The sequence below is a fragment of the Litoreibacter meonggei genome, assembly GCF_003663885.1.
In the GTDB taxonomy this organism is placed as follows: domain Bacteria; phylum Pseudomonadota; class Alphaproteobacteria; order Rhodobacterales; family Rhodobacteraceae; genus Litoreibacter; species Litoreibacter meonggei.
The window spans coordinates 257,618-282,363 of sequence record NZ_RCCE01000005.1 but is presented as its reverse complement, the minus strand read 5'-3'; the positions used below and the strand labels follow the sequence as shown (position 1 = coordinate 282,363).

General features: G+C 56.4%; 28 protein-coding genes. 10 read left to right on the top strand and 18 right to left on the bottom strand.

Annotation, left to right across the window (positions count from 1 at the left end; all coding sequences use genetic code 11):
* Window positions 1-124 precede the first annotated feature (124 nt).
* Both BCF46_RS15410 and BCF46_RS15405 read left to right on the top strand, forming a co-directional pair.
* Entirely contained in the window at window positions 125-1,060 is a 936-nt protein-coding gene (locus BCF46_RS15410) for a pirin family protein (protein ID WP_121026232.1), read from the top strand.
* 189 nt (window positions 1,061-1,249) lie between these two features.
* Complete coding sequence (locus BCF46_RS15405) at window positions 1,250-2,005, top strand: truncated hemoglobin (protein ID WP_121026229.1); 756 nt, start codon at window positions 1,250-1,252, stop codon at window positions 2,003-2,005.
* A 333-nt stretch (window positions 2,006-2,338) separates the two neighbouring features.
* On the opposite strand, the gene BCF46_RS15400 is transcribed toward BCF46_RS15405, so the two are convergent.
* The gene (locus BCF46_RS15400; protein WP_121026226.1) at window positions 2,339-3,898 is read right to left on the bottom strand and encodes an RNA repair transcriptional activator RtcR family protein; all 1,560 of its coding nucleotides are present in this window, start codon (window positions 3,896-3,898) and stop codon (window positions 2,339-2,341) included.
* A gap of 279 nt (window positions 3,899-4,177) precedes the next feature.
* Between BCF46_RS15400 and BCF46_RS15395 the strand changes: the two genes are divergently transcribed.
* The 3 genes from BCF46_RS15395 to BCF46_RS20115 all read left to right on the top strand — a co-directional run bounded on the left by BCF46_RS15395 (window position 4,178) and on the right by BCF46_RS20115 (window position 6,971).
* Complete coding sequence (locus BCF46_RS15395; protein WP_121026224.1) at window positions 4,178-5,590, top strand: RtcB family protein; 1,413 nt, start codon at window positions 4,178-4,180, stop codon at window positions 5,588-5,590.
* A gap of 496 nt (window positions 5,591-6,086) precedes the next feature.
* Entirely contained in the window at window positions 6,087-6,458 is a 372-nt protein-coding gene (locus tag BCF46_RS20215) for a GFA family protein (protein ID WP_121026221.1), read from the top strand.
* Window positions 6,459-6,845: 387 nt separating this feature from the next.
* Window positions 6,846-6,971 (top strand): hypothetical protein, encoded by a 126-nt coding sequence (locus BCF46_RS20115; RefSeq protein ID WP_281272105.1) that lies wholly within the window; start codon window positions 6,846-6,848, stop codon window positions 6,969-6,971.
* Here the strand turns inward: BCF46_RS20115 and BCF46_RS15385 are convergent.
* The 5 genes from BCF46_RS15385 to BCF46_RS15365 are packed head-to-tail and all read right to left on the bottom strand — an operon-like array spanning window position 6,968 to window position 9,330.
* Window positions 6,968-7,315 carry a VOC family protein gene (locus tag BCF46_RS15385; protein ID WP_121026218.1) on the bottom strand — a complete coding sequence of 116 codons (348 nt, stop codon included), beginning with the start codon at window positions 7,313-7,315 and terminating at the stop codon, window positions 6,968-6,970. The two genes, BCF46_RS20115 and BCF46_RS15385, sit on opposite strands and share 4 nt — an antisense overlap.
* Before the next feature lie 43 nt (window positions 7,316-7,358).
* Window positions 7,359-7,664, bottom strand: coding sequence for a DUF6958 family protein (locus BCF46_RS15380; RefSeq protein WP_121026216.1), 306 nt, complete (start codon window positions 7,662-7,664; stop codon window positions 7,359-7,361).
* Window positions 7,657-8,193 (bottom strand): GFA family protein, encoded by a 537-nt coding sequence (locus BCF46_RS15375; RefSeq protein WP_121026213.1) that lies wholly within the window; start codon window positions 8,191-8,193, stop codon window positions 7,657-7,659. Before BCF46_RS15375 ends, BCF46_RS15380 begins: the two co-directional genes overlap by 8 nt.
* On the bottom strand, window positions 8,186-8,665 hold the full coding sequence (locus BCF46_RS15370) for a VOC family protein (RefSeq protein ID WP_121026210.1): 480 nt from the start codon (window positions 8,663-8,665) through the stop codon (window positions 8,186-8,188). The genes BCF46_RS15375 and BCF46_RS15370 overlap by 8 nt, the downstream gene beginning before the upstream one ends.
* Before the next feature lie 2 nt (window positions 8,666-8,667).
* Window positions 8,668-9,330: a TetR/AcrR family transcriptional regulator gene (locus BCF46_RS15365; RefSeq protein ID WP_121026208.1), complete on the bottom strand. Its 663-nt coding sequence runs from the start codon at window positions 9,328-9,330 to the stop codon at window positions 8,668-8,670.
* 170 nt (window positions 9,331-9,500) lie between these two features.
* Here BCF46_RS15365 and BCF46_RS15360 point away from each other — a divergent pair, with 170 nt between their 5' ends.
* Window positions 9,501-10,118 carry a dihydrofolate reductase family protein gene (locus BCF46_RS15360; protein WP_121026205.1) on the top strand — a complete coding sequence of 206 codons (618 nt, stop codon included), beginning with the start codon at window positions 9,501-9,503 and terminating at the stop codon, window positions 10,116-10,118.
* A 300-nt stretch (window positions 10,119-10,418) separates the two neighbouring features.
* Here the strand turns inward: BCF46_RS15360 and BCF46_RS15355 are convergent, their stop codons facing one another.
* Window positions 10,419-11,027, bottom strand: coding sequence for a hypothetical protein (locus BCF46_RS15355; RefSeq protein ID WP_147436004.1), 609 nt, complete (start codon window positions 11,025-11,027; stop codon window positions 10,419-10,421).
* A gap of 119 nt (window positions 11,028-11,146) precedes the next feature.
* A complete protein-coding gene (locus BCF46_RS15350) occupies window positions 11,147-11,689 on the bottom strand; it encodes a MarR family winged helix-turn-helix transcriptional regulator (RefSeq protein WP_121026199.1) in 543 nt (180 codons plus the stop codon).
* Between the two features lie 87 nt (window positions 11,690-11,776).
* On the opposite strand from BCF46_RS15350, the gene BCF46_RS15345 reads away from it, so the two are divergent.
* Window positions 11,777-12,535, top strand: coding sequence for a hypothetical protein (locus tag BCF46_RS15345; RefSeq protein ID WP_211332827.1), 759 nt, complete (start codon window positions 11,777-11,779; stop codon window positions 12,533-12,535).
* 56 nt (window positions 12,536-12,591) lie between these two features.
* The gene (locus BCF46_RS15340; protein WP_121026196.1) at window positions 12,592-12,825 is read left to right on the top strand and encodes a hexameric tyrosine-coordinated heme protein; all 234 of its coding nucleotides are present in this window, start codon (window positions 12,592-12,594) and stop codon (window positions 12,823-12,825) included.
* A 92-nt stretch (window positions 12,826-12,917) separates the two neighbouring features.
* On the opposite strand, the gene BCF46_RS19805 is transcribed toward BCF46_RS15340, so the two are convergent.
* The gene (locus BCF46_RS19805; RefSeq protein ID WP_170157952.1) at window positions 12,918-13,088 is read right to left on the bottom strand and encodes a hypothetical protein; all 171 of its coding nucleotides are present in this window, start codon (window positions 13,086-13,088) and stop codon (window positions 12,918-12,920) included.
* A 399-nt stretch (window positions 13,089-13,487) separates the two neighbouring features.
* A complete protein-coding gene (locus BCF46_RS15330) occupies window positions 13,488-14,708 on the bottom strand; it encodes a helix-turn-helix domain-containing protein (protein WP_121026191.1) in 1,221 nt (406 codons plus the stop codon).
* Window positions 14,709-14,997: 289 nt separating this feature from the next.
* On the opposite strand from BCF46_RS15330, the gene typA reads away from it, so the two are divergent.
* Entirely contained in the window at window positions 14,998-16,815 is a 1,818-nt protein-coding gene (typA, locus tag BCF46_RS15320; protein WP_121026185.1) for a translational GTPase TypA, read from the top strand.
* Here typA and BCF46_RS15315 read toward each other — a convergent pair.
* The 4 genes from BCF46_RS15315 to BCF46_RS15300 are packed head-to-tail and all read right to left on the bottom strand — an operon-like array spanning window position 16,812 to window position 20,606.
* Entirely contained in the window at window positions 16,812-17,654 is an 843-nt protein-coding gene (locus BCF46_RS15315; RefSeq protein ID WP_121026182.1) for a DUF4123 domain-containing protein, read from the bottom strand. The two genes, typA and BCF46_RS15315, sit on opposite strands and share 4 nt — an antisense overlap.
* Entirely contained in the window at window positions 17,651-18,415 is a 765-nt protein-coding gene (locus BCF46_RS15310) for a hypothetical protein (RefSeq protein WP_121026179.1), read from the bottom strand. Before BCF46_RS15310 ends, BCF46_RS15315 begins: the two co-directional genes overlap by 4 nt.
* Window positions 18,412-19,920 (bottom strand): hypothetical protein, encoded by a 1,509-nt coding sequence (locus tag BCF46_RS15305; protein WP_121026176.1) that lies wholly within the window; start codon window positions 19,918-19,920, stop codon window positions 18,412-18,414. Before BCF46_RS15305 ends, BCF46_RS15310 begins: the two co-directional genes overlap by 4 nt.
* The gene (locus BCF46_RS15300; protein ID WP_147436003.1) at window positions 19,917-20,606 is read right to left on the bottom strand and encodes a hypothetical protein; all 690 of its coding nucleotides are present in this window, start codon (window positions 20,604-20,606) and stop codon (window positions 19,917-19,919) included. Before BCF46_RS15300 ends, BCF46_RS15305 begins: the two co-directional genes overlap by 4 nt.
* A gap of 213 nt (window positions 20,607-20,819) precedes the next feature.
* Here BCF46_RS15300 and BCF46_RS15295 point away from each other — a divergent pair, with 213 nt between their 5' ends.
* On the top strand, window positions 20,820-21,440 hold the full coding sequence (locus tag BCF46_RS15295) for a hypothetical protein (protein WP_121026170.1): 621 nt from the start codon (window positions 20,820-20,822) through the stop codon (window positions 21,438-21,440).
* A gap of 51 nt (window positions 21,441-21,491) precedes the next feature.
* On the opposite strand, the gene BCF46_RS15290 is transcribed toward BCF46_RS15295, so the two are convergent.
* From BCF46_RS15290 to BCF46_RS15275, 4 genes are read right to left on the bottom strand one after another with little or no spacing between them, the layout of a single operon-like run.
* A complete protein-coding gene (locus BCF46_RS15290; protein WP_121026167.1) occupies window positions 21,492-21,752 on the bottom strand; it encodes a hypothetical protein in 261 nt (86 codons plus the stop codon).
* Window positions 21,753-22,808: a hypothetical protein gene (locus BCF46_RS15285; protein ID WP_121026164.1), complete on the bottom strand. Its 1,056-nt coding sequence runs from the start codon at window positions 22,806-22,808 to the stop codon at window positions 21,753-21,755.
* Window positions 22,805-23,212 (bottom strand): hypothetical protein, encoded by a 408-nt coding sequence (locus BCF46_RS15280; RefSeq protein WP_121026161.1) that lies wholly within the window; start codon window positions 23,210-23,212, stop codon window positions 22,805-22,807. The genes BCF46_RS15285 and BCF46_RS15280 overlap by 4 nt, the downstream gene beginning before the upstream one ends.
* 4 nt (window positions 23,213-23,216) lie before the next feature.
* Window positions 23,217-24,701, bottom strand: a complete 1,485-nt coding sequence (locus BCF46_RS15275) for an FAD-binding oxidoreductase (protein WP_121026158.1) — start codon at window positions 24,699-24,701, stop codon at window positions 23,217-23,219.
* Between the last annotated feature and the right edge of the window lie 45 nt (window positions 24,702-24,746).

The following is a 24,746-nucleotide window of genomic DNA, read 5'->3' as shown; positions in this document are numbered from 1 at the left end:
CACTGACTTAGCTATCTCTAATGGGGTCTTGCCGAACGCCGTGTTCTTTTGTGGCGAACGCCGAAGTGGTTACAATGTTCATGCTGGCTGTCCATATTAATCCAAGGTTTGATAGGAGATTGTTATGAGCTGGAACCCTACCCTGATCCCCGGAAATCCTGATGAAATCGGGATGGACGCTATCGAGACAGTGATTATTCCACGGTCGCGCGACCTTGGCGGTTTTGAAGTCAAGCGAGCTTTGCCCGCGCCAAAACGTCAGATGGTCGGGCCGTTTATCTTTTTCGATCAGGCGGGTCCTGCGGAGTTCCTGACTGGCCAAGGTATCGACGTACGTCCCCATCCGCATATCGGCTTGGGCACCGTGACCTATCTCTATCAAGGCGATTTCCATCATCGTGACAGTATTGGCACTGACCAGATCATCCGCCCCGGTGCGGTGAACTGGATGGTTGCAGGCAAAGGCGTGACCCATTCGGAGCGCACATCGGATGAAGGACGAAGCGGGCCGCATTCGCTTTTTGGGATTCAGACCTGGATGGCATTGCCTGAAGATAAAGAAGATATGGACCCGATTTTTGAACACCACGCCAAAGAGACGATTCCAGAGATCGAAGCGGAGGGCATCAATGCTAAGCTCATCCTAGGCACGGCTTATGGCGAGAACGGGCCTGCGACGATGTTCTCGGATACCTTCTATCTTGATGTCACGTTGCAACCCAATGCGCGTTTTCCGCTGCCCGATGATCATGAGGATCGCGGGCTCTATGTTACGCAAGGAGCGGTCAACATCGCAGGTCAGGACTTTGCGGCGGGTCAGATGATGGTGTTCCGTCCAGGCGACAAGATCACCGTGGCCGCAGGCCCGCAGGGTGCGCGCCTCATGGCGCTTGGCGGGGCGACATTGAACGGGCCACGTCACGTTTGGTGGAACTTCGTGGCGTCCAGCAAAGACAAGATTGAAGCAGCCAAAGAAGAATGGCGCGCTACGCGTTGGGGCGTCGGTCTGTTCGATCTTCCCGAAAACGACCGTGACGAGTTTATCCCGTTGCCGGGTTGATCGCGGTCCAAGCCGACTAAAATGATCGAACCGGTCCCGCCATCTCAAAGGCGCGAGGTCATGAACCGCAACAATGCCCCCGGGCACCTCCAAACTACACGACAAGCGTGATCCATCGGGGAACAAAACGTCTTTAGGTCTGAGAGAGGCCAAAAACCTGCATTGAAAATTGCAAGAAAGGAGCGACCAATGAAAGATTTTGTAAGTCAAAACCACCCAACACAGCTTGGGTACATGACCGAGAAAACGCAGCGTGATTACATTGCTTCGGCAATCACCAAAGACCTGCTCCCAAAGAACGCGTACCGTGTTCCGGAAATCGTGTCCTTGAGCGCTCCTGAGAGTGCATCCAAGCCCATTCAGTTCTGGCAACTCTATTCGGTGCTGGGTCAACGTCCGATCGTTAAAATCGTTGAAAGATTCTACGAGCGCGTCTTTGAGGATGAAGACTGGTTCACATCCGTTTTCGAGCGGGTTGGTGGCATTGGTCATCATGTCAACACGCAGGCCGCCATGTGGATAGATGTGATGGGCGGTGGCCCATATTATCATGGAGCCGATTTTCGGCTGAACTTTCACCACACGCATAATGCGATGCAGCTAATGAACGACAAGGGCGCAGAGAGGTGGACGCAACTGATGTTGGACACGCTTGATGCATCTGCGGACGTTATGACCGACGATCCGCGTGTCAGGACAAGCATCAACACATTCTTGGGCCACTTTATGACCAAATATGCGACGGAGTTCGACTTCGAAGACCGTAACGTCTTTGGTAAAACCAACGGGCCTCTTAAGAAAAAGGTCAATTTCTTGAAGATGTCGAAAGAGGCGATAGAGGCTCTATCCGAAGAAGAAATTAGCAGCGCGCTCGAGGAGCGAGGGGTCGATGTTTCAAATTACCTTGGAAAAGAAAACCTCGTTAACAAGGCCCTGATGATGTGACTATCGGGATTTGATCGTCCCAAGTACGGACCTACCGGCGGTATTAGACAAATGGAATATCGTCAATTTTTCACCCAAGCCCCACTGATTGGGGTTTGGGTGTGCTTGAATTTAGTAAAAAAACGATGCCAACCATTATTGGACTGAGATAGGCGATATGTGACTGGGAAGGTGAGTTTGCCCTAAGCGTAGCGAAGTCCGCTTTGAGCCCAGTGTGAAAAATTCTGCGCCTGCGATGAATGTCTGCAAACGCGTTAACTTGGGATTCCACGCCTTCCTCAACTGGGGACCTGATGGCAACAACATTGCGCCATTCGGGCCTCTACCTGATCATCACCCCACTAAATCTGCCCACACCAAGCCAAATCTTGCAAGATACTTGCGCAGACGATCAGCATCGTTGCGGCTTGCGCGTTCTTCTCTTGAAACGGCAAAAATAATGCGACCAGCCTCGCTTATTGAACTCGATCTTTGGCAAGTACGAATGACATTTGCCAACTGGGGGATATCAAAAGGATCTAACGTCACATCTACGAAATTAGCGATGACTTTGCCGTCAGCGTCGCTGTCTGCCGCACGCCACCTGCGTTGTAGAGTTGATATCTCTTCATCCACTTGCGCGCGGGTGATGCGACCACGCGGCGCAAGTGTGCAAAGCCGCAAGATAGCACCACTAAAATCACGGAAGTTTCCGGGCCATAGTGTTGTTGGCGCTTTTGCGAACCGAAGCCAAGCATCTGAGGCGTCCGCATTGAACCCAACTCTGATCCCAAGTGCCTTCTCTGCACGGGTCAGCTCGTATCGTAAGTTTGCATCAAGATCTTCCGGTCGATCACGTAACGCGGGCAAACGGAATGTCCAAAGGTTGAGGCGTGATAGCAGATCGAGCCGGAATTTCCCGGCAGCCGCGAGGGCTGTCAGGTCATTCGTGGCACCAGCGATCACTTGAAACCGGCTTGTCACTTCGGAATCAGACCCAAGCGGATAGTATCGACCCGCCTCAATTGCGTGCAGCAGAAGCGCTTGTTCTTCCAAACCAAGTTCGTCGATTTCATCCAAGAATAACACACCACCGTCGGCTTCGCGCAAAAGCCCTGCGCGTTCCGTTCCGGCTTGTCCGGTATAGCTCCGCCGTTGACCAAAAAGGGTCGGAATAGCACCACCGCCGCGAAGCGTCGCGCAATTCACTTGCACCAAACGTCCTTTCACACGGCGGCGCTGTAGCTTGAGTTCGTAAATTCGTTGTGCAAGCTCTGACTTACCAGTTCCAGATTCGCCTAGAAGCAGAATTGGTGCATCAGACAGACCAGCGACCTGTTCCACACGGTCGATCAGATTGTTGTAAGTCGCGTTCTTGGTTTCGATCCCACCTTTGAGTAAGTCCCCGTATTCGCGTGTTTGCTGATCGAACCGCTGTTGAATTGCGTCGTATCGGCCAAGGTCCAGATCAATCAGATCAAACGTGCCTGTCGTTGCTTCGCCACGCGGTGGTCCAGTTTGGATCAACGCGGCAGGGATATGGCGCGACTCTGACAGAAGGAACCAACATATCTGACCGATATGTGTCCCTGTTGTCAGGTGAATATGATACCTCTCGCGATCTTCATCAAATCCATAAGTTTGGGCGAAATCGAAAAGCTTGGCGTAAACCTCCTCCAAATCCCATGGATCATCCATATCCATGTGATGAAGGATCACCTCGGTTTCTGGTGATATCAGTGCGATCTCGGCTTTCAGCCCGTTGGCGATGCGGCTGAATTTTTTGTCATATAGAAGTTCAAGACGGTCGACGGTGAAGCCGTCCACCTGGCATAGGCTTAGTGTGGGCTTCCAGCCGCCTCTTTTGCCGCGGTCGAGCTGAGTGCCCAAAAATCCAAGAACGACGTTACGCATCTAATGATCCAAAATAATACAATACGATTATTTTATATCGTATCTAGCTGAGCTGATTAACGCAAATCCAATTAAATATTCATAATATCAATGAATTACACGGAATTCGCTTTTGTCTTTGGGCCGATATCAAACAATGCGAAAACTGATCCACCGAAAGAGAGCAAGCAGAGCAAACGGATGAATTCGCATCCGGAAAGGCAGCGGATTGGGCCTATTCCCAATCCGCTGCGTCGGAACCGTCACCCCGCCGGGGAGCAATGACCAAAGGATAAGACTATGGAAGACCTGACAATAACGCGTTTGACTGGCCGTGATTTGAAAAACTGGGGGCACCTACCGGGGCCACAGTTCCCCGACCTTTTAGGCCGCGCCAATCGGATGCAGGACGACGGTGTTGATGTTGCAGACATTCGTGCGAAATTGGCATCAGAAATCCCCATCCCACCTGAGCATATTGAATTGCACGAGGATGGTGCGGTCACATTTGACGAGAACCTGATTCCTGCCGATGCAGATGAAGAGAAAAACCTTCTCAAAGTGCGCGAAACCATGCGTGCGGTCATGCGGACACCGACCGTTATTGGCGGGGCAATCATGCCTGATGCCTGCCCTGCAGGCCCTATCGGGACTATTCCGGTAGGCGGTGTTGTTGCGGCACAAAATGCAATCCACCCTGGAATGCACTCAGCTGACATCTGTTGCTCGCTTATGCTGACAGACTTGGGTGACGCAGATTCCGCGACCGTTTTGGACGCAGCATCCAAAGTTACGCATTTCGGCCCCGGTGGGCGGCCTCAAGGCCAACGCTTCACTGTATCACTTGATTTGTTGGATGCTTTTCGTGCCAACCCGTTCTTGAATAACGCGAAAACCATTCGCGCCGCGCAAGAACAGATGGGGACGCAGGGCGATGGGAACCATTTTCTGTTCGTTGGTCGGTCACGCCAAACGGGCCATACCACTTTGATTACACATCACGGGTCACGTGGTCCGGGCGCAAAGCTCTATAAGGCTGGGATGGAGGTCGCGGAGAAATACCGTCGCCGTCATTCGCCGCAAACCTTGAAGCAAAACGCTTGGATACCCGCTGACAGCGACGATGGGCGCGCCTATTGGGATGCGTTGCAGCTCATTCGTAAGTGGACAAAGACCAACCACAACTCAATCCATCAGGCAACGATGGAAGCGTCAGGCGCATCTGCGGGTGAAAGGTTCTGGAATGAACATAACTTTGTCTTCCGGCGCGGCGATATCTATCTGCACGGCAAAGGTGCAACGCCGGGTTGGTTTGGCTTTGCGGCAGATGCTGATCCGCAAGGACGTACCATCATTCCGCTGAACATGGCGGAGCCGGTGTTGATTGTTCGGGGCAAAGATGCGTCTCATGCCTTGGGCTTCAGCCCACATGGTGCGGGCCGGAACTGGTCGCGGACAGAGCACATGCGCAGGTTGGGTGCAAAGACTGCGAATGAGGCGTTGATTGAGGAAACCGTTGGTCTTGATGTGCGCTTCCATGCAGGCAAGGTTGACGCGTCTGAGCTTCCGTCAAGCTACAAACCGGCGGCTGCGGTTTCTGCCCAGATCGAGTCGCTAGATTTGGCCGAGATTGTGGATTGGATTGATCCTTACGGATGTATCATGGCGGGAGAGATGCCTCGCTTTGTACGTCGACCAAAGGGTCGAAGATAAGATGTAGATAAGCCCAGATTTATAGAATTTGGGCTTATCTGATGGAAAAGCTGTCAGGCGCGCTTGAGCATCGCCAAAGTGATTTTCGTTTGGGCAATCAATGGCCACGACGCTAGCAGTGGAAATCCACTATACGTCCGGGGCTGGGAAGAGTGGGAGGTTGGTGACGACCTCAAGGTAAAGGCGTCGCGGGGGTGGTTTGATTCCGAGGATTACAGACGGCAAGCCGAAGGCAAGTAGCCACTTTATTGAATGAGCAAACATATTTTCGCGTACTTGTGACTTGGTAGATGCGTCGCCTAGCGATCTCTCGGAATACCGCCACTCAGCAGTGATTGTTTAAGTGATGCCTCGCCAGCGTAGCAAAGGTTCAAGCAGTCACTCCGCTCGCGGTCGCAGCAAAGATTTGGCGTTGAGCCTATGGCCTACCTCACTTTGCTGATCTGATGTTTCCGGTTAGCGTAAAAGAAACTCTTCCAACCAGAGAGGAAATTGGATGAATTCCATCGTGAGTGGTCGTTGTCTTTGTGGTGCGTCAAGATACGAGTTTTCCAATGATGTGAAGTTTGCAATCCGGTGCTACTGTCGTGACTGCCAGCAGATATCTGGAGGTGGCCACCTTCCACAAATTGCAGTGCCATCCGAAGCGTTTTCCCCGCGCGGCAATGTCAAAACTTATCAAACAAAATCTGATGCCGGTAACACGGTTGAGGTTTCGTTTTGTGGCGATTGCGGTTCTCCATTGTACAAGGCGACCTCAAAAATGCCCGACGTCAAATTTCTTTGCGCAGGATCGCTCGCGGTAGATTTGGTGGATGAGCCATTTCAGAAGGTCTTTGAAGACTGCCGAAGAGTTTGGGACATGTAACTAAGTTAATGGTGGCCTACAGATGGCAGCTTTGTCCTGCATAGTGACCACCCGGTGAAGCAACGCGAGCATCAAATTTGATACCAAAATCGGTCAAAACCTGATGGTTTTGGCCCTGCGAAAGGACCAGTTCTGAACAACTGGCGATTAATCTGGCCAATACTTCATCAACTGCGCAGCTACTAGTTGCACAGATGACTACAAACTAATGGAAACAGATCGGTTCAGCGTACCCCTTGCCGCGCTCGCGATCCTACGAGTCGCGAGATCATCGCAAAGCTTGCGAAGGGCGACGCAACGGTCGGCGAACAGGCTGAACACTTCGATGTCGGCCTGCCTTCAAGGCGTGGCCCAATCTGGCAAAGGTTAGGCGCTGATGGGGACCAAATGCCTTTGCCGCAACGCAGTTCGACTGTGACTTTTGCGAAGGCGGGGCAGGCCGTGATCGACAACGCCGATAGCCGCAACGGCTATAAAGAAAGCTGGCGCGAATGTCTGGATCGCCTAGGTTAGCTTCCGTCTAGCAGCCCGACTGTATTGCCTTCGGGATCGGCAAACTCGGCGTAGCGCAAGGTCTCGAAGCCTTCTATCTTCACCGGCTCCGGCACGTCGATGCCTGCGCTCTTGAGGCGTTCGATCTCGGCAGTGAGGCTGTGGACATGCAAGGTCACTCTCGTGCTGCCGTGATTTTCGCCACTATCGAGCACTTGGAACAGCACGTCGTCGGTCAGGTTCCATTCGTGGCAGGAAGGCATCGGTTCCTGGTCCCAGGGCCGTCCGATGAGCCTTGTCCACCAGTTGGACTGCACTACAAAATCCCGTGCGTTGATGCTGAGAAATATGTGGTTGATCTTCATGGCTTTGCTCCATGCTGTCGCTGGTTAGGGATCTCGGTAGCGCCTATTTTTCTGCCTTGAACAGCCGGACTGGCCCCTTGCCGCCGCGCTCAATCACGCCTTTGGCCTCCAAATCGAGTTGCACGGCTTTAAGCCACCAACCCGCTTTCTCTCCGCCGGGAAACAGCTCTTGCGACAGGTTCGGAAGCAGCGCGGCCTTCGCCTCGGCGACGGTCATTCCAGGGGCTTCGGTCGGTAGCACCGGAAGGAAGGCCTCGCGCATCGCCATGTATTTTGCCCGGTTCACACGTTCGGTCCTACCGGGGGACGTGATGCTCTCGATAGCAATCTTTTCGTCTGCATCAGACATTGATCTCTCCTGTCTCGGGTGTTTTTGGAGTGCGGAATCCCATCGCGACCCACGCACCGAAGAGTTTGGCGAAGAAACCAAGGCTCTGCTTCTTGGCATTGGGAATGTCGTTCGGCAGATGCGTGCCATCGGGAAAGTCCGACACCATCGTGCGCATTTCGGGCGGCGGTAGCGCGCCTTCGGGCCAGAGCGCGCCGTAAAGGCTGAACCAGTGGCCGTGCTTAAAATCCAGATAAATTGGAGAGTTGCAGCAAGTGGTGATCACCCGTTCCGATGATGAGTCAGCTTTCAGGCGAAACGATGCGAGGTTTTTGGTCCCTGCCACGAACTGCACACGATCCTTCCGATACATTACGAAGGGCGTGGTGTCATAATCCGTCAGGATGTGCGGCGCGCCATCAAGTTTCTGCATCCGCGCGGCGGCCTCGCGGCACGACAAGCAGCAGCACTCGACACTGGCGATAGGCTTGCCCCGCACTTCAAGGCGAGTCTGCCCGCAGGAACATGCGATCTCGGTTTTGTCACCCATGAGTTGGCACCTTCGCCGCTGCCTCAAGCGCCGCAATGTCGATCTTGCCCATCTGCATCATGGCTTCGCTGACGCGCTGCACAATGGTCGCATCCGTGTGAGCCAGAAGGTCCGGCAAACGTTTCGGCACGATCTGCCAAGACACACCGAAGCGATCCACTAACCACCCACACCGTCGGGCTTCACCACCTTTCTCAGTTAACGCGGCCCAAAGTCGGTCGGTTTCCTCCTGATTTTCGGTGAGAACGCTGATCGACGCGGCAGGCGTCAATTCATAGTGCGGCCCTGCCGTCAGGATCATCATCGGCGCGCCCGCAAGCGTGAATTCTACGATCATCGGGTCATCGGGACGACCGCTGTCGCGGACGGCATCAATCTTGCTGTTCGGTAAGAGAGAAACATACTCTTCGGCCGCATCTACACCGCCTTTTTCAAACCAGAAACAGGTTCGCACTTTGGACGCATGATCCATTTTCAAGTCTCCTTAGGTTTAGCGTATTCCTTCTGTGACGCCGTATCAGCGACGTTAAAAATCTGGCGGAAATATCGGATCAAGTGATCAACGCTCTCGCGGGCAAGGTTTGGATCGCCAGCGGCCTTGGCAAGAATAAAACCGCCCTGAAGAACAGCTTGCGTATGACGGGCGAGGCTTTCGGCGGACCAGTCCACATTGATGCAGCGCTGCTCTTGGGCCGCTTGAATATCAGCCTCAAGAGTCGCGGCATGACCAAAGATGCTGTCGGAGCAGGCATCGCGGATCGCTGGGGCGCTGTCATGCACCTCCTGCGTCATGGTTCCGACCAGACAAGTGTATTCGAAGGTCTCGCCGTCGATGATCGCTTTGCGGAAATCAAGATACGCCAAAATCCGGTCCAGCGGATCGTCCGGCTCATGATAGGGTGCGCTAGCAAAAAAGGCACTGGTTGTCTCCGCCCAGTAGTTTGCCGCAGCCACTCCAAGCGAGTCCTTCGTTTTGAAGTGGTGGAAAAATGCGCCCTTCGTCACCCCTGCCGACTGGCACAAATCATCAACAGAAGTCGCTGCGAAACCCTTCTTGCGGATCACATCGCGGGCGGCTTCCAGCAGCCGTGTCCGCGCATCACCGCGCTCAGGGGAGTTTTTGGTCGGTCTTGACATAATTGATATACATACTATACGGTCGGTATGCTGTCAACGAAACAACAAACCCGAATGGAAAGAGGCAATAGGCTACATCGACGGTTTCATTCTCGCGGTTCCGATGGCGAATGAGCGGACCTTCACTGATCACGCAGACAAACTCGACGCCTGATGGATAGGAGCACAACATGAGACCGATCAAAATCCAGACCTTCATGAGCCTCGATGGCGTGATGCAGGCGCCCGGTGGACCGGACGAGGATACATCTGGCGGGTTTACGCTCGGCGGCTGGTCGCAGCCCTATTGGGATGACATGATGGGAGAGGTTATGGGGCGAGCCATGTCGGAGGAGTATGATTTGCTTCTTGGACGCAAGACCTACGACATTTTCGCGGCCCACTGGCCGAATGCAGGCGACGACAATCCCGTCACTCAAAAGTTCAACAAAGCCACCAAATATGTTGCCACCTCGTCATCCGCCGCGCTGGATTGGGAGAACAGTCAGGCGATCACCGACGATGTCGCGAAGGGTGTCGCAGAACTGAAACGAGGTGACGGCCTGCCACTTAGCGTGCAAGGCAGCAGCCAGTTGATCCAGACGCTACTTGAAAACCTACTGGCGGATGAGCTGTTTATCTGGACCTTTCCGGTCGTTCTGGGGTCGGGTAAGCGACTGTTTGGCGGTGGAGCGATACCACAGGGTTTTGAACTGGCGGACACACAAACGTCGACAACCGGAGTGACCATGGCCCGCTACCGAGCAGCTGGAGACGTGAAGGTCGGGTCGTTTGCTCTGAAAGAATAGTGCTTTTGCCGGTTGCGTAGAATGGCCATTGGTGACCGTCTGGTTTCGAAAGCCAGCATTTATAGCGTTGTCGCCAATGTCTGCCCTGCCCGTAGAACAGACATTGATGAATCATGCACGGAATGGGCGCACTGAGCTCAAGTTGCGGACCTCTGTTTCGAGCCGGATACCTGCTCTTAGGGTGCCATTGGGTTGTGAGTATCGCCGGGCTAATCCTGCATCCCATGAGCTGCCCGGACTCGGTCGATAAGTACCTGTGGGCTGCGGTAGGCCATCATATAGCCGCTGTTTTCACCACCGTTAAGGTGGCGCGAGGGATGTGGTTCTGGATGGCCTGCTTGATGTCTTCCAGCGGTATGCAAGGGTCTTCGTCGCCATGTATCTCTCTAGCGGCAATGGGCAGGCCAAGAGGTCGGCCGTCCAGTCTCCGAATGCGTCGTGCAGCGTTCGGCAGTTCTCTTCGATGCCTTGCGCAATTGAGCCTAACAACGCTTCCTCTAGCGCTAAGCTGACGCCCGGCATGTCGACCAGAGAGGCGTCGAAGCAAGTCACCGGACAGCGCTTGATCTCGAGTTGATCCAATGGCGCGATAAGATCGTCGGCCATACCTTGCACAATGTCGCTGCCGTTTGGCAACGGATCGCTGCGCCCATGTCCTTGTCGCCACATGTGAATTGCTAAAATTCCGCCGTTGGCCAACTCCTCTTCGTACCACGCTGGATAGGTGTGACGGCACAAGGTCGACAAGATTATTACCGGCAAACCTGACATGTCGCCAGCCAACGTAACGTCCAGGCTGCGACCACCGGGGCGTATAATATCGAACTGCTTTCTGAACGGGTGGCCTGCGACATCGGCAATCGGAGCCATGTCTTGGAAAAACTGACTGATGGCGAGCGTGTTTCGCATTAACTCGGCCTGACTGTGCGCGCCGGTTTTTTCCATTATTCTCTGAAACTGAGTTCGCACGGTGACGAGCGTGGTACCCCGCGCTTTGGCGATCTCGAGTTGCGCTGACGTCAGACAGTTCACGTGGTTTCGTGTTCATAGCAAATCTGATGTGTTTCGAACGGTAGAAGCGGTTTGGACAGCAACCTGCAATAGCCGCCATTGGATGTCGTTTCGTGGTGCATACATGAGCTGCATATCCCGAACGGACGACTCTTATTTTGCGATAGCATTGCCCCAAGCACCCCCCTCAGAGATGCCAATAGGTTATCCTTCTCGCCTTCCGGGTAATCAGCCAACGCAATGGTTAAAGGATTCTGTGCACTTGCGACGGCATTCCCAGTCTCAGTCAATTCAAAGCTAATCGCGCGCTTATCAAGCTTTGATCGGCGCTCGGTCACGTAGCCCTTTTGGACTAACGACTTGAAAGATTGCGACACGGTCCCGCGTGTAGATCCTAAATATTCGGCCACATGCGAGGGGCTGCGCGAAAACCGATTGGCCCGCCCGAGATAGTCCAGAACAGCGCGTTGGGTCGGGTTCAAATCGCCGCCCCATGCGGTCGCCGCATCAAGGCGCGTGAGGCGATTGATCAGTTCTCGGATTTCTAAGTCTTGCTTCATATCTCAAGTAGTATCGACTCGAAATATTCATTGCAATAGTTTCGACTCGATACTAATAGTGAGTCGATATCATTGAAAGGACATCACATGAAACGCCAATTCATTCCCCTGTTTGCGACGCTCACATTAACAGCCAGTATGGTGTTCGCCGCAGGTGATCATGGCCATGCCGTTAAGCAAGACGGTGCGATCTTGTCAGACGCAGACGCTTCAAAGATTGCAGCGTTCGATATTCTTGGCGCACATGCGCATCGCAACGCCAACACGGTCACCTTCCACATGACGACAAACGGAGTCGCAGGTTCCGATGTACCCACGGCGACAGGGGCTGTGGGGGGCTCTGACGTGTTGTCATATGTCTGGCCGACGTCGCTTGATCCTTCTTCGGTTGGATTCGAAGGTGGGACTGGCATCCTTGCATTGGCCGCGACCAGCCATCCAGATTTTGATGACACGCCGTTATATGACGAAAACCTGGACGGCGATCCATCGAATGACGGTGTTATCTGGCACAGCCATTGGGTTGTTCTATCCCCAACCGAGGCATGCGGTGCTGGTGCATTGGCGGTGCGCGACATCCCCGAAGGCACCACACCGAGGTTACCGGCAACATGGCCAGGCTTTCCGATTTTCTTGGATAGCCCAGGTTTTACCCCGATTTTTGATGGCCCTGAAATAGCAGTCAACGTTGCATTCAACCACGATGTTGACCTGCAAGGTGCTGCATATGATGGCGTCACAGCCGCCCTACGCGTGAACGCCAACATCCATTCACCGCTGCTTTGCGTTGTCGATGTCTTTGACGTAGCATCCGGCGATCTTAGCTTACCCGGTAGGCTCGATTAAGCGCTTCAAGAGCCGTGCATCGTCGCGGCTCACCTCTTCCAAGAAAGGAATATGTTATGTCTGATGTCTGGCTTCCATCCCTGATTACCTCTACCCCACAAGAGGGCTATGAACTCGCCGTCAAGATGTCTCGCGTCGCTGTCAAAATGACGCAACCTGACCCGGAAATTCGCGCCGAGCTGCGAAGCGTATACGAGCATGACGCCAATTCCCTGATCCTCGCGTCATCCGTGGTCGCCACGCATTTTCAAACGATCGCAAAGGCCAACGCCTATTGGAAGGCATCATAGGGGCAAGCCGCTGAACTTAGCGTCTCGCAATGGCTCAACACGGATTACTACCGACATAAAAAGTGCAGTAAACCTTTGTGGTGAATACCGGATCACCCTTCCGGTTGGCGTAGATGCGGATGGCGCCGGTTCCATGCCCAAGACAATGGCGCGATCGCGATTTCGAGCCCAGTTTGCCGATTTTCTGTGTCGCAGCTTAGGCTGGTTTCAGAGAACGGATAGATCATGCGCAGAAGATCCAGCCCTTTGCGGTCGCTCGTCACGGGTCTGCTCCATTGCGGGGCAGATTATTGGAGAGGAAACCTTCTGGTACTCACCAAACGCGTTTCGAGTTGAGGATAGCGGAGTGAGGGGCCGAGCGGTGCAAACGATGAATTCCTTCCCGTTGCAACCGCCCAAAACCTTCCTGTGCTGGCAAAAGTTATTTTCAGATGCGTTGCTGCGTTTATCAGAATCCTGCAGCGGTGGTTGCAAGGGCCTGATTTTCTGCGGCAACTCTCTGTTGAACGGCAGTGCAGGCTTGAAGGTTTCCGGCCACACAGGCGGCGTCGAGTTGTTCGCGTGCTGATATCTCAGCGGGTGATTCACATGCGCTTAGTCCAAGCACAGCTAAAACTAGGTATCTTTTCATTGAGGGTCCTTTCTGATCAATCGAGATGGGATCAGAAGTCGCGCAATCCGTCCCTGACGTCGTCCATCCCATCACGATGAGACAGTGTTTTGCGATAACGTGTGGGGGTCTCGCCGGTGACACGCTTAAAGGCGTTGTAAAACGAGGATCGCGCGTTGAAGCCGACATCGTAGGTAATCGTTAACACGGAGTCGTCGGTTGTAGCGAGACGCGCCTTGGCTTCTGCGATGCGGTAGCCGTTGACGAAATCAAAGAAGTTCTCGCCGACTACCTCATTCAGGGTCTGGGAAATGTAATTTGGAGAAGCCCCGATGTGCCGGGCCAAAACCCATAGCGACAGGTTCGGGTCCCGGTGCAAATGGTCCTTTTCCATAGCAGCACGAAGTTTTCGCGCGATGCGTGTCGATGCCTCCGTGCTGAGGGCGGATTTTTCGTATTTCTCGCCCGTTTGATCTTCGGCGTTTTCGGGTGGGTGTCTGTCGTCGGGGTCGGGCACCAAGGGCGGGCGTTGCCGCAGCCCCCAGAGGGTCATTGTGGCCACCAAGCCAAGACCCGCCAGACCGGCAATGGTCACGACTGCAGGCGGTGTGCGGGGCTGTTCCAAGTCGAAGGCGATCAGCAAAATAAGCGCCTGAGCCACCCAGAAGAGCGCCCCCAAACCGCCAATCACATAAATCCAACGCATTTCGTGCTCTTCGGTACTGGCGTATACATCGCGCAGCAAAAGGCGGTAGCGCATCATGCGGCGTATGATCAAGAACAGGTAGATGGCCATTTGTGGATAGACTGCTAACTCCAAAAGCGCGGCCGCCACTATCAGCCCAGACCACCAGCCGTAGGTTTGCAAGATATCTTCGGTGATGACCTCCGCCCATAGACCCTGTGGCGATAGGATCATGACCAATCCGACCAGCACCGCCAGTGCAGGCAGCACAAAGTGTCGGTAAAGATGCGCGGGACCCTTCTGCGCTGATGACGTCAAGGTAACGACATAGATCCAAAACAGCGGTGCAAGGCACAATGAGCTGGACAACCATAAGATCAGGTCAGCTGGCTGAAGATGCATGTTTTGCGTGGACTGGAATAAGCGATTGAGTACGCCGGGCAGGTTGTTCACGGCGACCGCGGCAAGAAACGCCGCAAAACTGCGGCTCACGCGGGTAAATTCTGCCTGCATGAGACAGAAGACGATACCGAACACCGCAATGGCGATGGTGGCCGTACTGATCATTTCCGCGATGATTAGGTCCATGCCGCAAGCTGCATCAAACCGTGCGAGTAGGCCAGAGGGCCGATGCGGTTAGTGCCCCAAAATCTGTCCGCCCCTGCGGAAACGGACAATGTACATTCCATATTCCTGTCCAACATGAGACCGAACGCGTACTCAACGTCTAAAATGAGGCCGATGTAGGCGAATTGGTTTGCAAACCGGACTTTCCTAGCCCCCACATGCGTCACCTGCCCACTTCACCCGTTTTAGCTGGCGTTTGTAGGCTTAGTGCGTTAGGTCGCGCGCAAACACTCCTTACAAGGTTAGTCTAATGGACCTTCGCAATATTGCGATTATCGCTCACGTTGACCACGGCAAAACGACGCTTGTGGACGAAATGCTCAAGCAATCCGGCTCTTTCCGTGAAAATCAAGCCGTGGCAGAGCGCGCCATGGACAGCAACGATCTGGAACGCGAGCGCGGGATTACGATTCTTGCCAAAGCCACCTCGGTTGAGTGGAAGGGCATTCGTATGAACATCGTCGACACTCCCGGCCACGCCGATTTCGGCGGCGAGGTGGAGCGTATCTTGTCAATGGTGGACGGTGTTGTGCTGCTGGTCGATGCGGCTGAGGGCCCGATGCCCCAAACCAAATTCGTGACCTCCAAGGCGCTGGCCTTGGGTTTGCGTCCGATTGTGGTTTTGAACAAAGTAGACAAAGGCGACGCCGAGCCGGACCGTGCTTTGGACGAATGTTTCGATTTGTTCGCGAACCTTGGTGCGACGGACGATCAACTGGATTTCCCATCCATGTATGCCTCTGGCCGTTCTGGCTGGGCTGATATGGAACTTGACGGGCCACGCAAAGACCTGTCCGCACTGATGGACCTGATTGTTGAGCACGTGCCTGCCCCTGCGCAGGTTGCTGATCGCGGCAAACCATTCAGCATGTTGGCGACTACGTTGGGCGCCGACCCGTTCATTGGTCGCCTTCTGACGGGCCGTGTTGAAACGGGCACCCTGAAAGTTGGCGAAACCGTCAAGGCCCTGTCACTTGATGGCACCAAGGTCGAGCAGTTCCGCGCTACGAAAATTCTGGCAGCACGCGGTTTGACCCAAGAGCCTATTGATGTGGCCGAAGCTGGTGACATTGTTTCGCTGGCCGGTATGACCAAGGCGACTGTGGCTGATACGCTGTGTTCCGTGGACGTGAGCGACGCGCTTCCCGCGCAGCCGATTGATCCGCCGACTATCACTGTGACCTTCGGGATTAATGACAGCCCGTTGGCGGGCAAGGACGGCAAGAAAGTGCAGTCCCGCGTCATTCGTGACCGCTTGATGAAAGAGGCCGAGTCCAACGTCGCCATCAAGATTTCCGACACCCCGGGCGGAGACGCCTTTGAGGTTGCCGGTCGTGGCGAATTGCAGATGGGCGTTTTGATCGAAAACATGCGCCGTGAAGGGTTCGAGCTGTCGATCTCTCGCCCGCAGGTGTTGTTCCAAGAAATTGACGGCGTGCGTCACGAGCCAATCGAAGAAGTCACTGTCGACGTGGATGATGAATATTCCGGCGTGGTGATCGAAAAGCTGACCGGTGTTCGCAAGGGCGAGATGACCGAGATGAAGCCTGCGGGCGCGGGCAAAACCCGCATCATCGCGCATGTGCCGTCGCGTGGTCTGATCGGCTACCATGGCGAATTCCTGACCGACACGCGCGGGACCGGTGTTCTGAACCGTGTGTTCCATGAGTGGGCGCCACACAAGGGTACCATTCCTGGCCGCCGCGCGGGTGTTCTGATCTCGATGGAAAGCGGTGTTTCCGTGGCCTATGCGATCTTCAACCTTGAAGACCGTGGCAAGTTCTTCATCGGCGCGCAGGAGGCTGTGTATCAGGGCATGATTATCGGCGAGCATTCCCGCGAGAACGATCTGGAAGTGAACCCGCTGAAAGGCAAGAAGCTGACCAACGTGCGGGCCTCCGGTACCGACGAAGCGGTGCGCCTGACCACACCTGTGCGCATGTCGCTGGAAGAGGCGATTGCCTATATCGACAATGACGAACTGGTTGAGGTCACCCCGAACGCCATCCGTATGCGCAAGCGTCACCTTGACCCGCACGAGCGCAAACGTGCGTCGCGTGCAGCTTAAGAGCGTTCTAAGATAAACGCCCCGGCAGGTTTGCCGGGGCAGACAAACCGCGTGATCCCTTTGCCAAAATCGGCAAGGTCTTCCGGCTCCATATTCGCGATCAGGGCCCGTAGGGTTACTGGCGCGTAGAAGCGGAAGAACACGCGTTTCCCGTGTTCACCCTCAAGATATGTGAAGCGCCGGAAGTGGCGCCGTAGGGCGCGCAGGCTGGCGGGGCTTTGCACGATGATACCCGCCTCGTCCGCCCAAAACCCGCGTTGGATGCCGTCTTTTTTGAACTTCGAGAACAGCGCCCGCGTTAGCGTCGCATCGGGGGCGAGTTGTACGATATAGGGCGCGCTGTCGGCGAATTCTTCGGCAGCGTCACCGTCATAGAGGCAGGCGAAGGGCAGGCCGGAGGCTTCCAGCCGTTCCGGCAATCCCATAATCAACGCCCCATCCAGCAGCGCGTAGGTTCCAGCGTCGTCGAACAGGAAAGGGGTGAACTCCTCCGGGACAATGTCGTCGGTGCTGCCGTCAAGCGGGGACATCTCTAGCGTTCTGGCCGCAAACGGGCGGGTGCTGTCACAATCCTCTACCCGTGCAAAGTAGTCCGGTCCAAGCGCTGCATTTGTGTCTTCGGTAAGCGTTGTGGCCATTTCACGGGCGGCGGACAGCCCTGCCTTGTTCAGCGGTGTCGCGGTTGCGCCTGTTACGGTCTGGCCAAGGCTTTGACATAAAGCCTCGGCAGCGTTTTGTGCGGGTGTTTGGCTTGGGCCGCTTGCGACGGCCATCCGGTGATAGGTTAGTCCATCTTTCTCGCAATCCAACTGGAAGACGAAAACCGATGCATTCCTCATTTTTGTGCAGGGTCTGGCATGGTGACCAACTTGCCCGCGTCATCGACCATAAAGGCCTGCCCGCCGGGCATTGCCTCGTCGAGGGACAGGAGGAGCGCCCCGTCGGCTAGGCGGTAGATGTCAGTGACAACTGGCGTGACGGAATGGCGGATGAGGGCAAATTCGCCGTGTTCCCCGAACACCGGTTGGTCAATCTCGTGGAGCGCTTCAAACTTGGCTTCCGTGCCGGTCTCGAAATCCACGACGCGGTAGCCGTTGAATGTGTCGGAGAGCACGACCTCCACCCCGTAGCGGCCCCCAGCGGCGGTAGTAAGCCAATTGGTCTCGTCAACCGAGGGCGCGATGAACGTGCCTTCATAGGTGGACAAGATGACCTCTCCACCGTTGCCATACACATCCTGCGCAATCAGCCGTTTGCCGTCGCAAGACAGGTAAGCGGAGTCCGGGAAGACCGTGACGTCTTCCATCTCTAGCTGTTTGGCGGGCGTCAGCGTTTCTGCCTCGGGATCCAGGTTGAACAGTTGCACCATAGTGCCGTCAGCATTGGTGAAGGCCAGCGCTGTGTTCAGGCACTCGGTTGGCTTTTGACCATGCGCGAACAGCAGATCCGGAAGGGTAGTTTTGGCCCCGCTTTGAAAGGCGACCGTCGCCCCCTGTGCGTCTTGGGTCACCGTGCAGGCACCGTCGCAGGCGCTCCATGTTGCATCACCCGCAATGGCGGGGCTTGCCAGTGTGGCGCAAAGGATCAGTGACTTTTTCATCGGCGTGTTCCTGTGTTCAGGCGGTCGGCAATCTCGGTGGTGGTCAGATCTGTGTCAGGCTCCACGACGCAGCTCCACGGCTGGCCTTTGAGCCTGAACTGACCTGCGCGCGCGCCTTCGGTTCCGCCATTATAGTAGACATGACGCCCGCGGTCACCATTTGCACCGTTCCGCTCATTCTCGACATTCGAGTATTTAGAGCTGGTACCGCGGTCGATCTGGGCGTTCATCCGCCGTTCTGCGCCGCCGCCGGGATCGACGCGCCCGTCGCCATTGCGGCCTTGGAAGGCGCGAATGGCGGCGATGGTGGGATCGTTGGGGTCTGCCTCGTTTATGACGCCGTTGGTCGGCCCCGTGTAGTGGCCGGTCCGTGTCAGGACCTCCTGCACCGCGCGCACATCTGGCGCGCTGTTTATCACTGCCGCCGTAGAGGTGCCGCGCGCGCCAACAGGGTTCTGGACGTCCAGATCACCATAGATCGAGTCGGTGCTGGACAACGTGCCGTTCGGGTCGTTCAGGATCAGCCATTCGGACTCGTCGTCATGTTTCACCACCGCGCCAGTGACGATCATCACATGGCCGTCTGTCGCGTAAGTGGAGGTCACAGTCGGCACGCCTTTGCCCAAAAGTTCCGTCAGCCCGTCCGCGTAGGCGCTGGGAATTGTTTCAACGTTGCCGCCTGCGGGGCCGCTGCCAACGGAGTAAGTATTGGGGTGCGAGGCATCGACGAGCGTTCGGACCGCCGCGCGCAGGTTGTCCCAGTTCTGCCAGTGGCGCGGGAAAACGCCTAGCCGGAAGCCGTTGGTGTTGCGGTTATAAGCCTCCATCATGATGTCGTAGCGGGTGATGTCGGCACGCGTTTCAGGTGTCGTGGTGGTGGCGGCTGTGACCTTCTCGATGCCCCAGTACTGGCCCTGCATCTCGCCCGAGGTTGGCATACACAGAATTGCGCCGCGCTGCGCCACGTTGCTGATGGTTTCGGCGGAATCGTTTTGATTTCGGTAGGGCACGACCAGCGAGATCGTGGCCAGCTTGATCGTCACATGCAGGGTGCCTGCGACCACGGATACCTGCGCTGCGCCGTCATAGGTGTCCTCGAAATCCTTGTCGCCGGGGAAGCCGCCATCGCCGGAGCCGAACACGTCCTGCACCTTGGCGATGAAGTTGCGGGCCTGCCCGCCGGTGGCACTGGTGAGCGGCAGGGTCAGGCCGGTGACCTCCAACGTGGCCTCCTCGCTTTTCACCCGAGCGTCGGCGTTCTCATAGATCACCTTTATGGTTGTCGTGCCGTCACAGGTTGAAACCATCCCCATGGCGAGCCCGTTGCTGTTGGTTACGCCGATGCGTGCGCCGTCGCCCTCGACGTAAACGCCTTCGACGGGCACTTCGCCTGCGCGTGTGACAACTGTGACAACGCAAGGGGCGGGGCAGGAGATCGCGGCGCTTTCAACTTCGCCCTCCCCGGTGGCTTGCGCCGTGGCTTGTGCATCTGCGGGATTGGTCATGTGGATGCAGCCTTCAGATCAGCCATGATACTCTTGGCGGTTGGTCGCGGGGCATTGCTGTTCGGGTGCAGCTTCGCAGCGAGCGGTTGATAACGCGGGTCTTGCGCAAAACGACTGCCCAATTGGAGTGCCGCCGTGATCCACAAGATTGTTTCTTCCTGCGGCAGAGCCATGGATTGGGCGAAGGCCTGGGTTTCGCGGATGAAATCCAGCAAATCGGGTTGAGGCACCGCCATCGTGCGATTGGGCCAGATCGTGCAGAGGGCTTCGTATACGGCACGCTCGTCCGGCCACGCGCCAAGGCGCAACACCTCGTCATAGAGGCTTTGCGACGGCCATTCTTCGCAGTCCAGCGCGGTGAGTTCCTGCCAGCGTTCTGCCCATGCGAACAGCATGTCAAAGTTCGATATCCGATGGGCGGTCCCGTCAGGCGCCAGCCAACCCGCCCGCCTGACGGGATGAAGATGCAATGGATTGCGCTCGAAACCGGCGCCGAGATAGACGGTCAGGCCCAGATATTGCAGATGATCGCGTATGCGTTTGATGCCGCGCCGTCGCGCCGTTTGGTAGGTTGCGCGAACAAGTGCCAATTCCGTATCGTTGCCGTGCAACTGGTGATGCAGGGGGAATGTGGTTTTCAGGTAGCCGAGGGCACGCTGTTCATAGTCGGCGACTCGTTCTTGCATGAGGGCTTCCGTGCCGCGCTCAGATAATACTTTAGAAACAAGCATTTATAGTTTCCCAAAATTGGGGAGAAGGTAAATAAAATTTTCCAATTGAGAGTACTCTAGGGCTACGCCGGCGATGCACAAAGCTTTTTCACGGCGATCTGGGGCCTGCCGCTTTTCATGCGCGCCTATCGCGGGCATTATCTGCCGGACCCTAATGGAGACCAGCCGATGTTATTGCGTAGACTTGCCCTGATTCTGATGCTGCCCTTGGCCGCGTGTCTGGACGTCGAATCCGATGTCACCATTGGCGAGGATGAGGTGATCACCGCCGACACAACCATGGTTCTGGGGCGGCAGTTGTTCGATATGATGCAGATGACGGGCGAGCAGGGTGCCGGGCTATGCCCACCCGAGGCAGAGAAGATCGAGACGCCGGAAAGCGTGTCGTGCAAATCCCGAGATACGATGACCATCGACGAGGCGATCGAGCAAGCCGATGCGGCGAAAAAAGAAGACCCGTTTCTTGGCGAGATGGTGTTCGTGCGTTTGGATGACGAGCGGTTGAAGATCAGCCTTCCGCTGGATTTTGAGAATATCGAGGGCAAGCCGGCGGAATTGTCAGCTGACAATCCGATGTTCGGAATGATCACCGGCGGACTTGAGGGCTCGGAGATTGTGATGCGCTTGCGTGCGCTGGAAGTGGAAAGCTCTAACGGGACAATTTCCGAGGACGGGACCGTGGTGGAACTTGTCGTGCCGACGGTGGAGATTCTTCAGCCGTCCGGCACTTTGCCGAAGACCTTTGAGGCGGTTCTGAAATACCGAGATTGCGGGTTGTTCGGCTGCTGATGGAATTTGAGTATTTTTGACCAAATGGAGATAGGGCGTGTCCCTGCGTCTTCAGCGTTGCAGGTCGAGGCAGGTCTTGCGGCGGGCAGGCAGCACGAAGGCCGCGCCTGCTTTATATAGTTTGCTCACGTAGTCCGGATCATCGCTGCGCAGAATGAGCAAGCCGGGGGCGGTGCCGATGATTGCGACATTTGCGGGGATGCGGGTGCCTTTGGGGACCGCCGCCGTGGCGATTGTGCCGGTGAGCATGGCACCAAGTGCCAAGGCGACCCACGCGGCAACGATGGTGCATATGATCAGGATCGGGCGCATCTAGTAGTCATATATGTGCTCCAGCCCGGTCAGCTTCAATGTGGGGGTGAGCGTGTGCAACTGGTCGACTTTCATGGCGACCAGCACGCGGGTTCGTTCGTAAAAGCCAACGCGATTGGTAATGGACAGCACGTTCAGATGGTCACGGAGGACAGGATTTGCGCGGGCGTCGAGGCTGATTAGGATGTCGTCATTGCCCGCGATTTCCACGATGCGGGCCTGACTGTAGTCGAAGAGGAGCTTTTCGACGAGTTTGGTGAAGGTGCGGTAGCGGGGGACTTCGGCGATGATGGTGCCGCCCTCGCTAGAGATCACGGTGATCTCGGGATAGGCCGTCAGATCGTCGGGTGTGACGCCTTGGATGGCAATGCGCATGATTAGCTCGTCCACGCCCACCGCACCTGCGGCCTTGGCGATGAGGCGCGCGTAGGCGGCCTTGGCTTTCCACTCGATGCCCAGTGCGACGCGGCGCTCATAGGATCGGATGCCTTCCGTAGGGGCGGCCATGAGCTTGGCGTACCATGCGTCGAAGTCGTATTTGTACCACGGGATTTCCTGCAGGAAGGTGGCGTAGTCGGCGGCCATCGCCATCTCGACCTTGTCTTGAGGCGAGGTGTCGGAGGTCCAAGAGGCGACGCGCCCGATGGTTTCCTCGTAGGCGGCCTTGAACAGCATCTCCAGCGTGAAGCTGGCACCGATGGTGTAGATCGTCAGCTTGGCGTCGGTGCCTGCCTCGCCCAACTCATCTGCTTTTTCGGTCAACGCGCAAAGCGAGGACCAGAAGCCTGTAACGGCTGTTGTGTAGGGAAAGTTATGCGGGTCGGCGCGTTTCAGCACCTCGGCATAGCCTTCATAGGCGTAGACGATGTGCCATTCGGGGTAGGTCAGGTAGGTCCGCGCCTCGGCCCGCTGCCATGCGGGGTCGGTTATGTATTTCGCCTCGGCTTGCTCCAACGGTGTACCGCGGCACATGGTTTCGGTGTAGGTGATGGGCGTGGCGATCAGCAGGACCAGTGCTAGCAAGGCAAGCCCGAGCCATTTGAGCAGGCGCTTCATTTGCGGCCGAAATAGGCGGCGGCAAGGGCGACGCCACCTAAGAACAGGTGCGGGATGTTGGCGGCGAGCTTGATCGCGAAGCTGGGGTATTCATAGAAGCCGTAGATCAGGATGCCCGCGTCCAGAAAGCCGGAACCTGTGGCGAGGCCGAGCAGGCCGTCGGCGAAATACAACGCGCCGAAATAGGTCAGGAAGATGCGGCTGGCGCGGTGCGAGATCAGCGCGGCGGCCAGCGCCCAGAGGGCAGAGGCCACGTGCAGCAGATCGTCGAACACATCCAGCGCGAAGATGCCGAAGGCGTAGCCTTGGTCGTCGATGATGCCGGGGATCGGCAGGTAGTTCAGCGACGCCGCGATGAGCAGCGAGACGAAGTAGCCGAGTGTGATCAGGCGCAATGTGGTCATCGGGTTAACCCCTTGCCATGTAGGTGTCCCACATCGCGTGGCGGAACAGGTTGGTGGGGTCCATGGCGCGTTTCTTGGCCACGAAGGGGCGCAGGCCGGGATAGGCCTTGATGATCTGGTCTTGGCGCGCATGAAGGCGGTAGGGCAGGTAGTAGCTGCCGCCCAGATCCAGCGTGCGGTCGATGAGTTCCTGCGTCATGCGTTTCATGTCCTCCTCACCGCGATGGGTCTTCTCCTGAGAGAACAGCATCACGCAGGCGATGCGGTCGGCGGGTGCGTAGCTGAGCCAGCTTTCGCCGTCCTGGGCGACATAGCGCAGCGTGATGTTGAGCAGCTCCTGATAGCTTGAGGGGATCACCTCGCGGCAGGCATGTATCCAGCCTGCGAATTTGTCGGGGGCGATGAAATATTCGTGCAGGATGTCGGTGCGGGTGTCGTCGCGGTCATCCAGCGTGATGACCGGCTCGTTCAACAGCGTGTTGCGGGTGACCTCGCCGCCGCCGATCCAAGGCCCAAGGCCGGACTCGAACCACCAGCGACGATGCTTGGCGCTGTCGGAGCCGAGCTGTGCGCGGAAGACCGACCGCGCCGCTTTGGACATAAAGCCCGATCCGGGGGCGGGGGGCAGGTCGCTTTGGTCCTGGGTTGGGCGGTAGGTGATCATCATCGCCCGCTCGAAAAAACGGTCCTTGCTGACATCGAGGCGACCATAGGCCATCTGCACGCCTGTCCCCCCCTTGACGGCTTGCACGAAGCGGGGGCCGAACAGCTCGGCGTCCATCTTCTCAAAGGTCGGTTGCAGGCGGGAGTTGGACACCATCTTGACGGTCATGTCGGTGATCACGCCAAACAGCCCGTAGCCCCCCATTGCGGCGAAGAAGATGTCGGCATTCTCGTCGCGCGAGCAGTTGATATAGGACCCGTCGGCCAGCATCATGCGAAGGCTGGTGACGGTCGACCCCATCCCGGAATAGGGCGTTGGCCAGCCATGGGCGTTGACCGAAAACGTAGCGGCCACGCCAAAGTCGTTGTTGGACTGCATGACGGCGGGGGAGAACCCTTCCGCGTCCAGCTTGGCGATCACGGTGGACCAGCGGGTACCAGCACCGCAGCGATAGGTGAGCGCGGTTTTGTCCATCTCCAGCCAGTCGTGGTCTATGGTGATGGTGGTGCCAGCAACGGCCATGCTTTGCCCGCCCATCGAATGCCGCGCGGCGGAGGCGATGACAGGGCGGCCCGCTTGTTTGGCATCGGTCAGCTCGGCCCTAAGCGCGTCAATTTGCGGGGTCTCAAACCGGTCAGTGAGCGTGAGATGCTTGGCCACCCGCGTCGGCGACAACTCGGACGCGTCATTGAGGACAAGCGGATCATTCGAGACGCCACCAAGCAGACGACCGGACGGGTCGGGCGTGGTGTAATATTTGCGGGTTGCATATGCGCCAGCCAAAGCGCCGGTGCCGAGCAGGAATGCGCGTCTTGTATTGCTCATCTGGTGTCCTCTGCCCCGTCTTTTGTTTCGACCCCGTCGTTGATA

Bases quoted from the DNA above. Each gene is read 5' to 3' on its own strand.
- BCF46_RS15410 (WP_121026232.1), top strand. From the start codon at position 125: ATGAGCTGGAACCCTACCCTGATCCCCGGAAATCCTGATGAAATCGGG.
- BCF46_RS15405 (WP_121026229.1), top strand. From the start codon at position 1,250: ATGAAAGATTTTGTAAGTCAAAACCACCCAACACAGCTTGGGTACATG.
- BCF46_RS15400 (WP_121026226.1), bottom strand. From the start codon at position 3,898: ATGCGTAACGTCGTTCTTGGATTTTTGGGCACTCAGCTCGACCGCGGC.
- BCF46_RS15395 (WP_121026224.1), top strand. From the start codon at position 4,178: ATGGAAGACCTGACAATAACGCGTTTGACTGGCCGTGATTTGAAAAAC.
- BCF46_RS20215 (WP_121026221.1), top strand. From the start codon at position 6,087: ATGAATTCCATCGTGAGTGGTCGTTGTCTTTGTGGTGCGTCAAGATAC.
- BCF46_RS20115 (WP_281272105.1), top strand. From the start codon at position 6,846: ATGCCTTTGCCGCAACGCAGTTCGACTGTGACTTTTGCGAAGGCGGGG.
- BCF46_RS15385 (WP_121026218.1), bottom strand. From the start codon at position 7,315: ATGAAGATCAACCACATATTTCTCAGCATCAACGCACGGGATTTTGTA.
- BCF46_RS15380 (WP_121026216.1), bottom strand. From the start codon at position 7,664: ATGTCTGATGCAGACGAAAAGATTGCTATCGAGAGCATCACGTCCCCC.
- BCF46_RS15375 (WP_121026213.1), bottom strand. From the start codon at position 8,193: ATGGGTGACAAAACCGAGATCGCATGTTCCTGCGGGCAGACTCGCCTT.
- BCF46_RS15370 (WP_121026210.1), bottom strand. From the start codon at position 8,665: ATGGATCATGCGTCCAAAGTGCGAACCTGTTTCTGGTTTGAAAAAGGC.
- BCF46_RS15365 (WP_121026208.1), bottom strand. From the start codon at position 9,330: ATGTCAAGACCGACCAAAAACTCCCCTGAGCGCGGTGATGCGCGGACA.
- BCF46_RS15360 (WP_121026205.1), top strand. From the start codon at position 9,501: ATGAGACCGATCAAAATCCAGACCTTCATGAGCCTCGATGGCGTGATG.
- BCF46_RS15355 (WP_147436004.1), bottom strand. From the start codon at position 11,027: ATGCGAAACACGCTCGCCATCAGTCAGTTTTTCCAAGACATGGCTCCG.
- BCF46_RS15350 (WP_121026199.1), bottom strand. From the start codon at position 11,689: ATGAAGCAAGACTTAGAAATCCGAGAACTGATCAATCGCCTCACGCGC.
- BCF46_RS15345 (WP_211332827.1), top strand. From the start codon at position 11,777: ATGAAACGCCAATTCATTCCCCTGTTTGCGACGCTCACATTAACAGCC.
- BCF46_RS15340 (WP_121026196.1), top strand. From the start codon at position 12,592: ATGTCTGATGTCTGGCTTCCATCCCTGATTACCTCTACCCCACAAGAG.
- BCF46_RS15330 (WP_121026191.1), bottom strand. From the start codon at position 14,708: ATGGACCTAATCATCGCGGAAATGATCAGTACGGCCACCATCGCCATT.
- typA (WP_121026185.1), top strand. From the start codon at position 14,998: ATGGACCTTCGCAATATTGCGATTATCGCTCACGTTGACCACGGCAAA.
- BCF46_RS15315 (WP_121026182.1), bottom strand. From the start codon at position 17,654: ATGAGGAATGCATCGGTTTTCGTCTTCCAGTTGGATTGCGAGAAAGAT.
- BCF46_RS15310 (WP_121026179.1), bottom strand. From the start codon at position 18,415: ATGAAAAAGTCACTGATCCTTTGCGCCACACTGGCAAGCCCCGCCATT.
- BCF46_RS15305 (WP_121026176.1), bottom strand. From the start codon at position 19,920: ATGACCAATCCCGCAGATGCACAAGCCACGGCGCAAGCCACCGGGGAG.
- BCF46_RS15300 (WP_147436003.1), bottom strand. From the start codon at position 20,606: ATGCAAGAACGAGTCGCCGACTATGAACAGCGTGCCCTCGGCTACCTG.
- BCF46_RS15295 (WP_121026170.1), top strand. From the start codon at position 20,820: ATGTTATTGCGTAGACTTGCCCTGATTCTGATGCTGCCCTTGGCCGCG.
- BCF46_RS15290 (WP_121026167.1), bottom strand. From the start codon at position 21,752: ATGCGCCCGATCCTGATCATATGCACCATCGTTGCCGCGTGGGTCGCC.
- BCF46_RS15285 (WP_121026164.1), bottom strand. From the start codon at position 22,808: ATGAAGCGCCTGCTCAAATGGCTCGGGCTTGCCTTGCTAGCACTGGTC.
- BCF46_RS15280 (WP_121026161.1), bottom strand. From the start codon at position 23,212: ATGACCACATTGCGCCTGATCACACTCGGCTACTTCGTCTCGCTGCTC.
- BCF46_RS15275 (WP_121026158.1), bottom strand. From the start codon at position 24,701: ATGAGCAATACAAGACGCGCATTCCTGCTCGGCACCGGCGCTTTGGCT.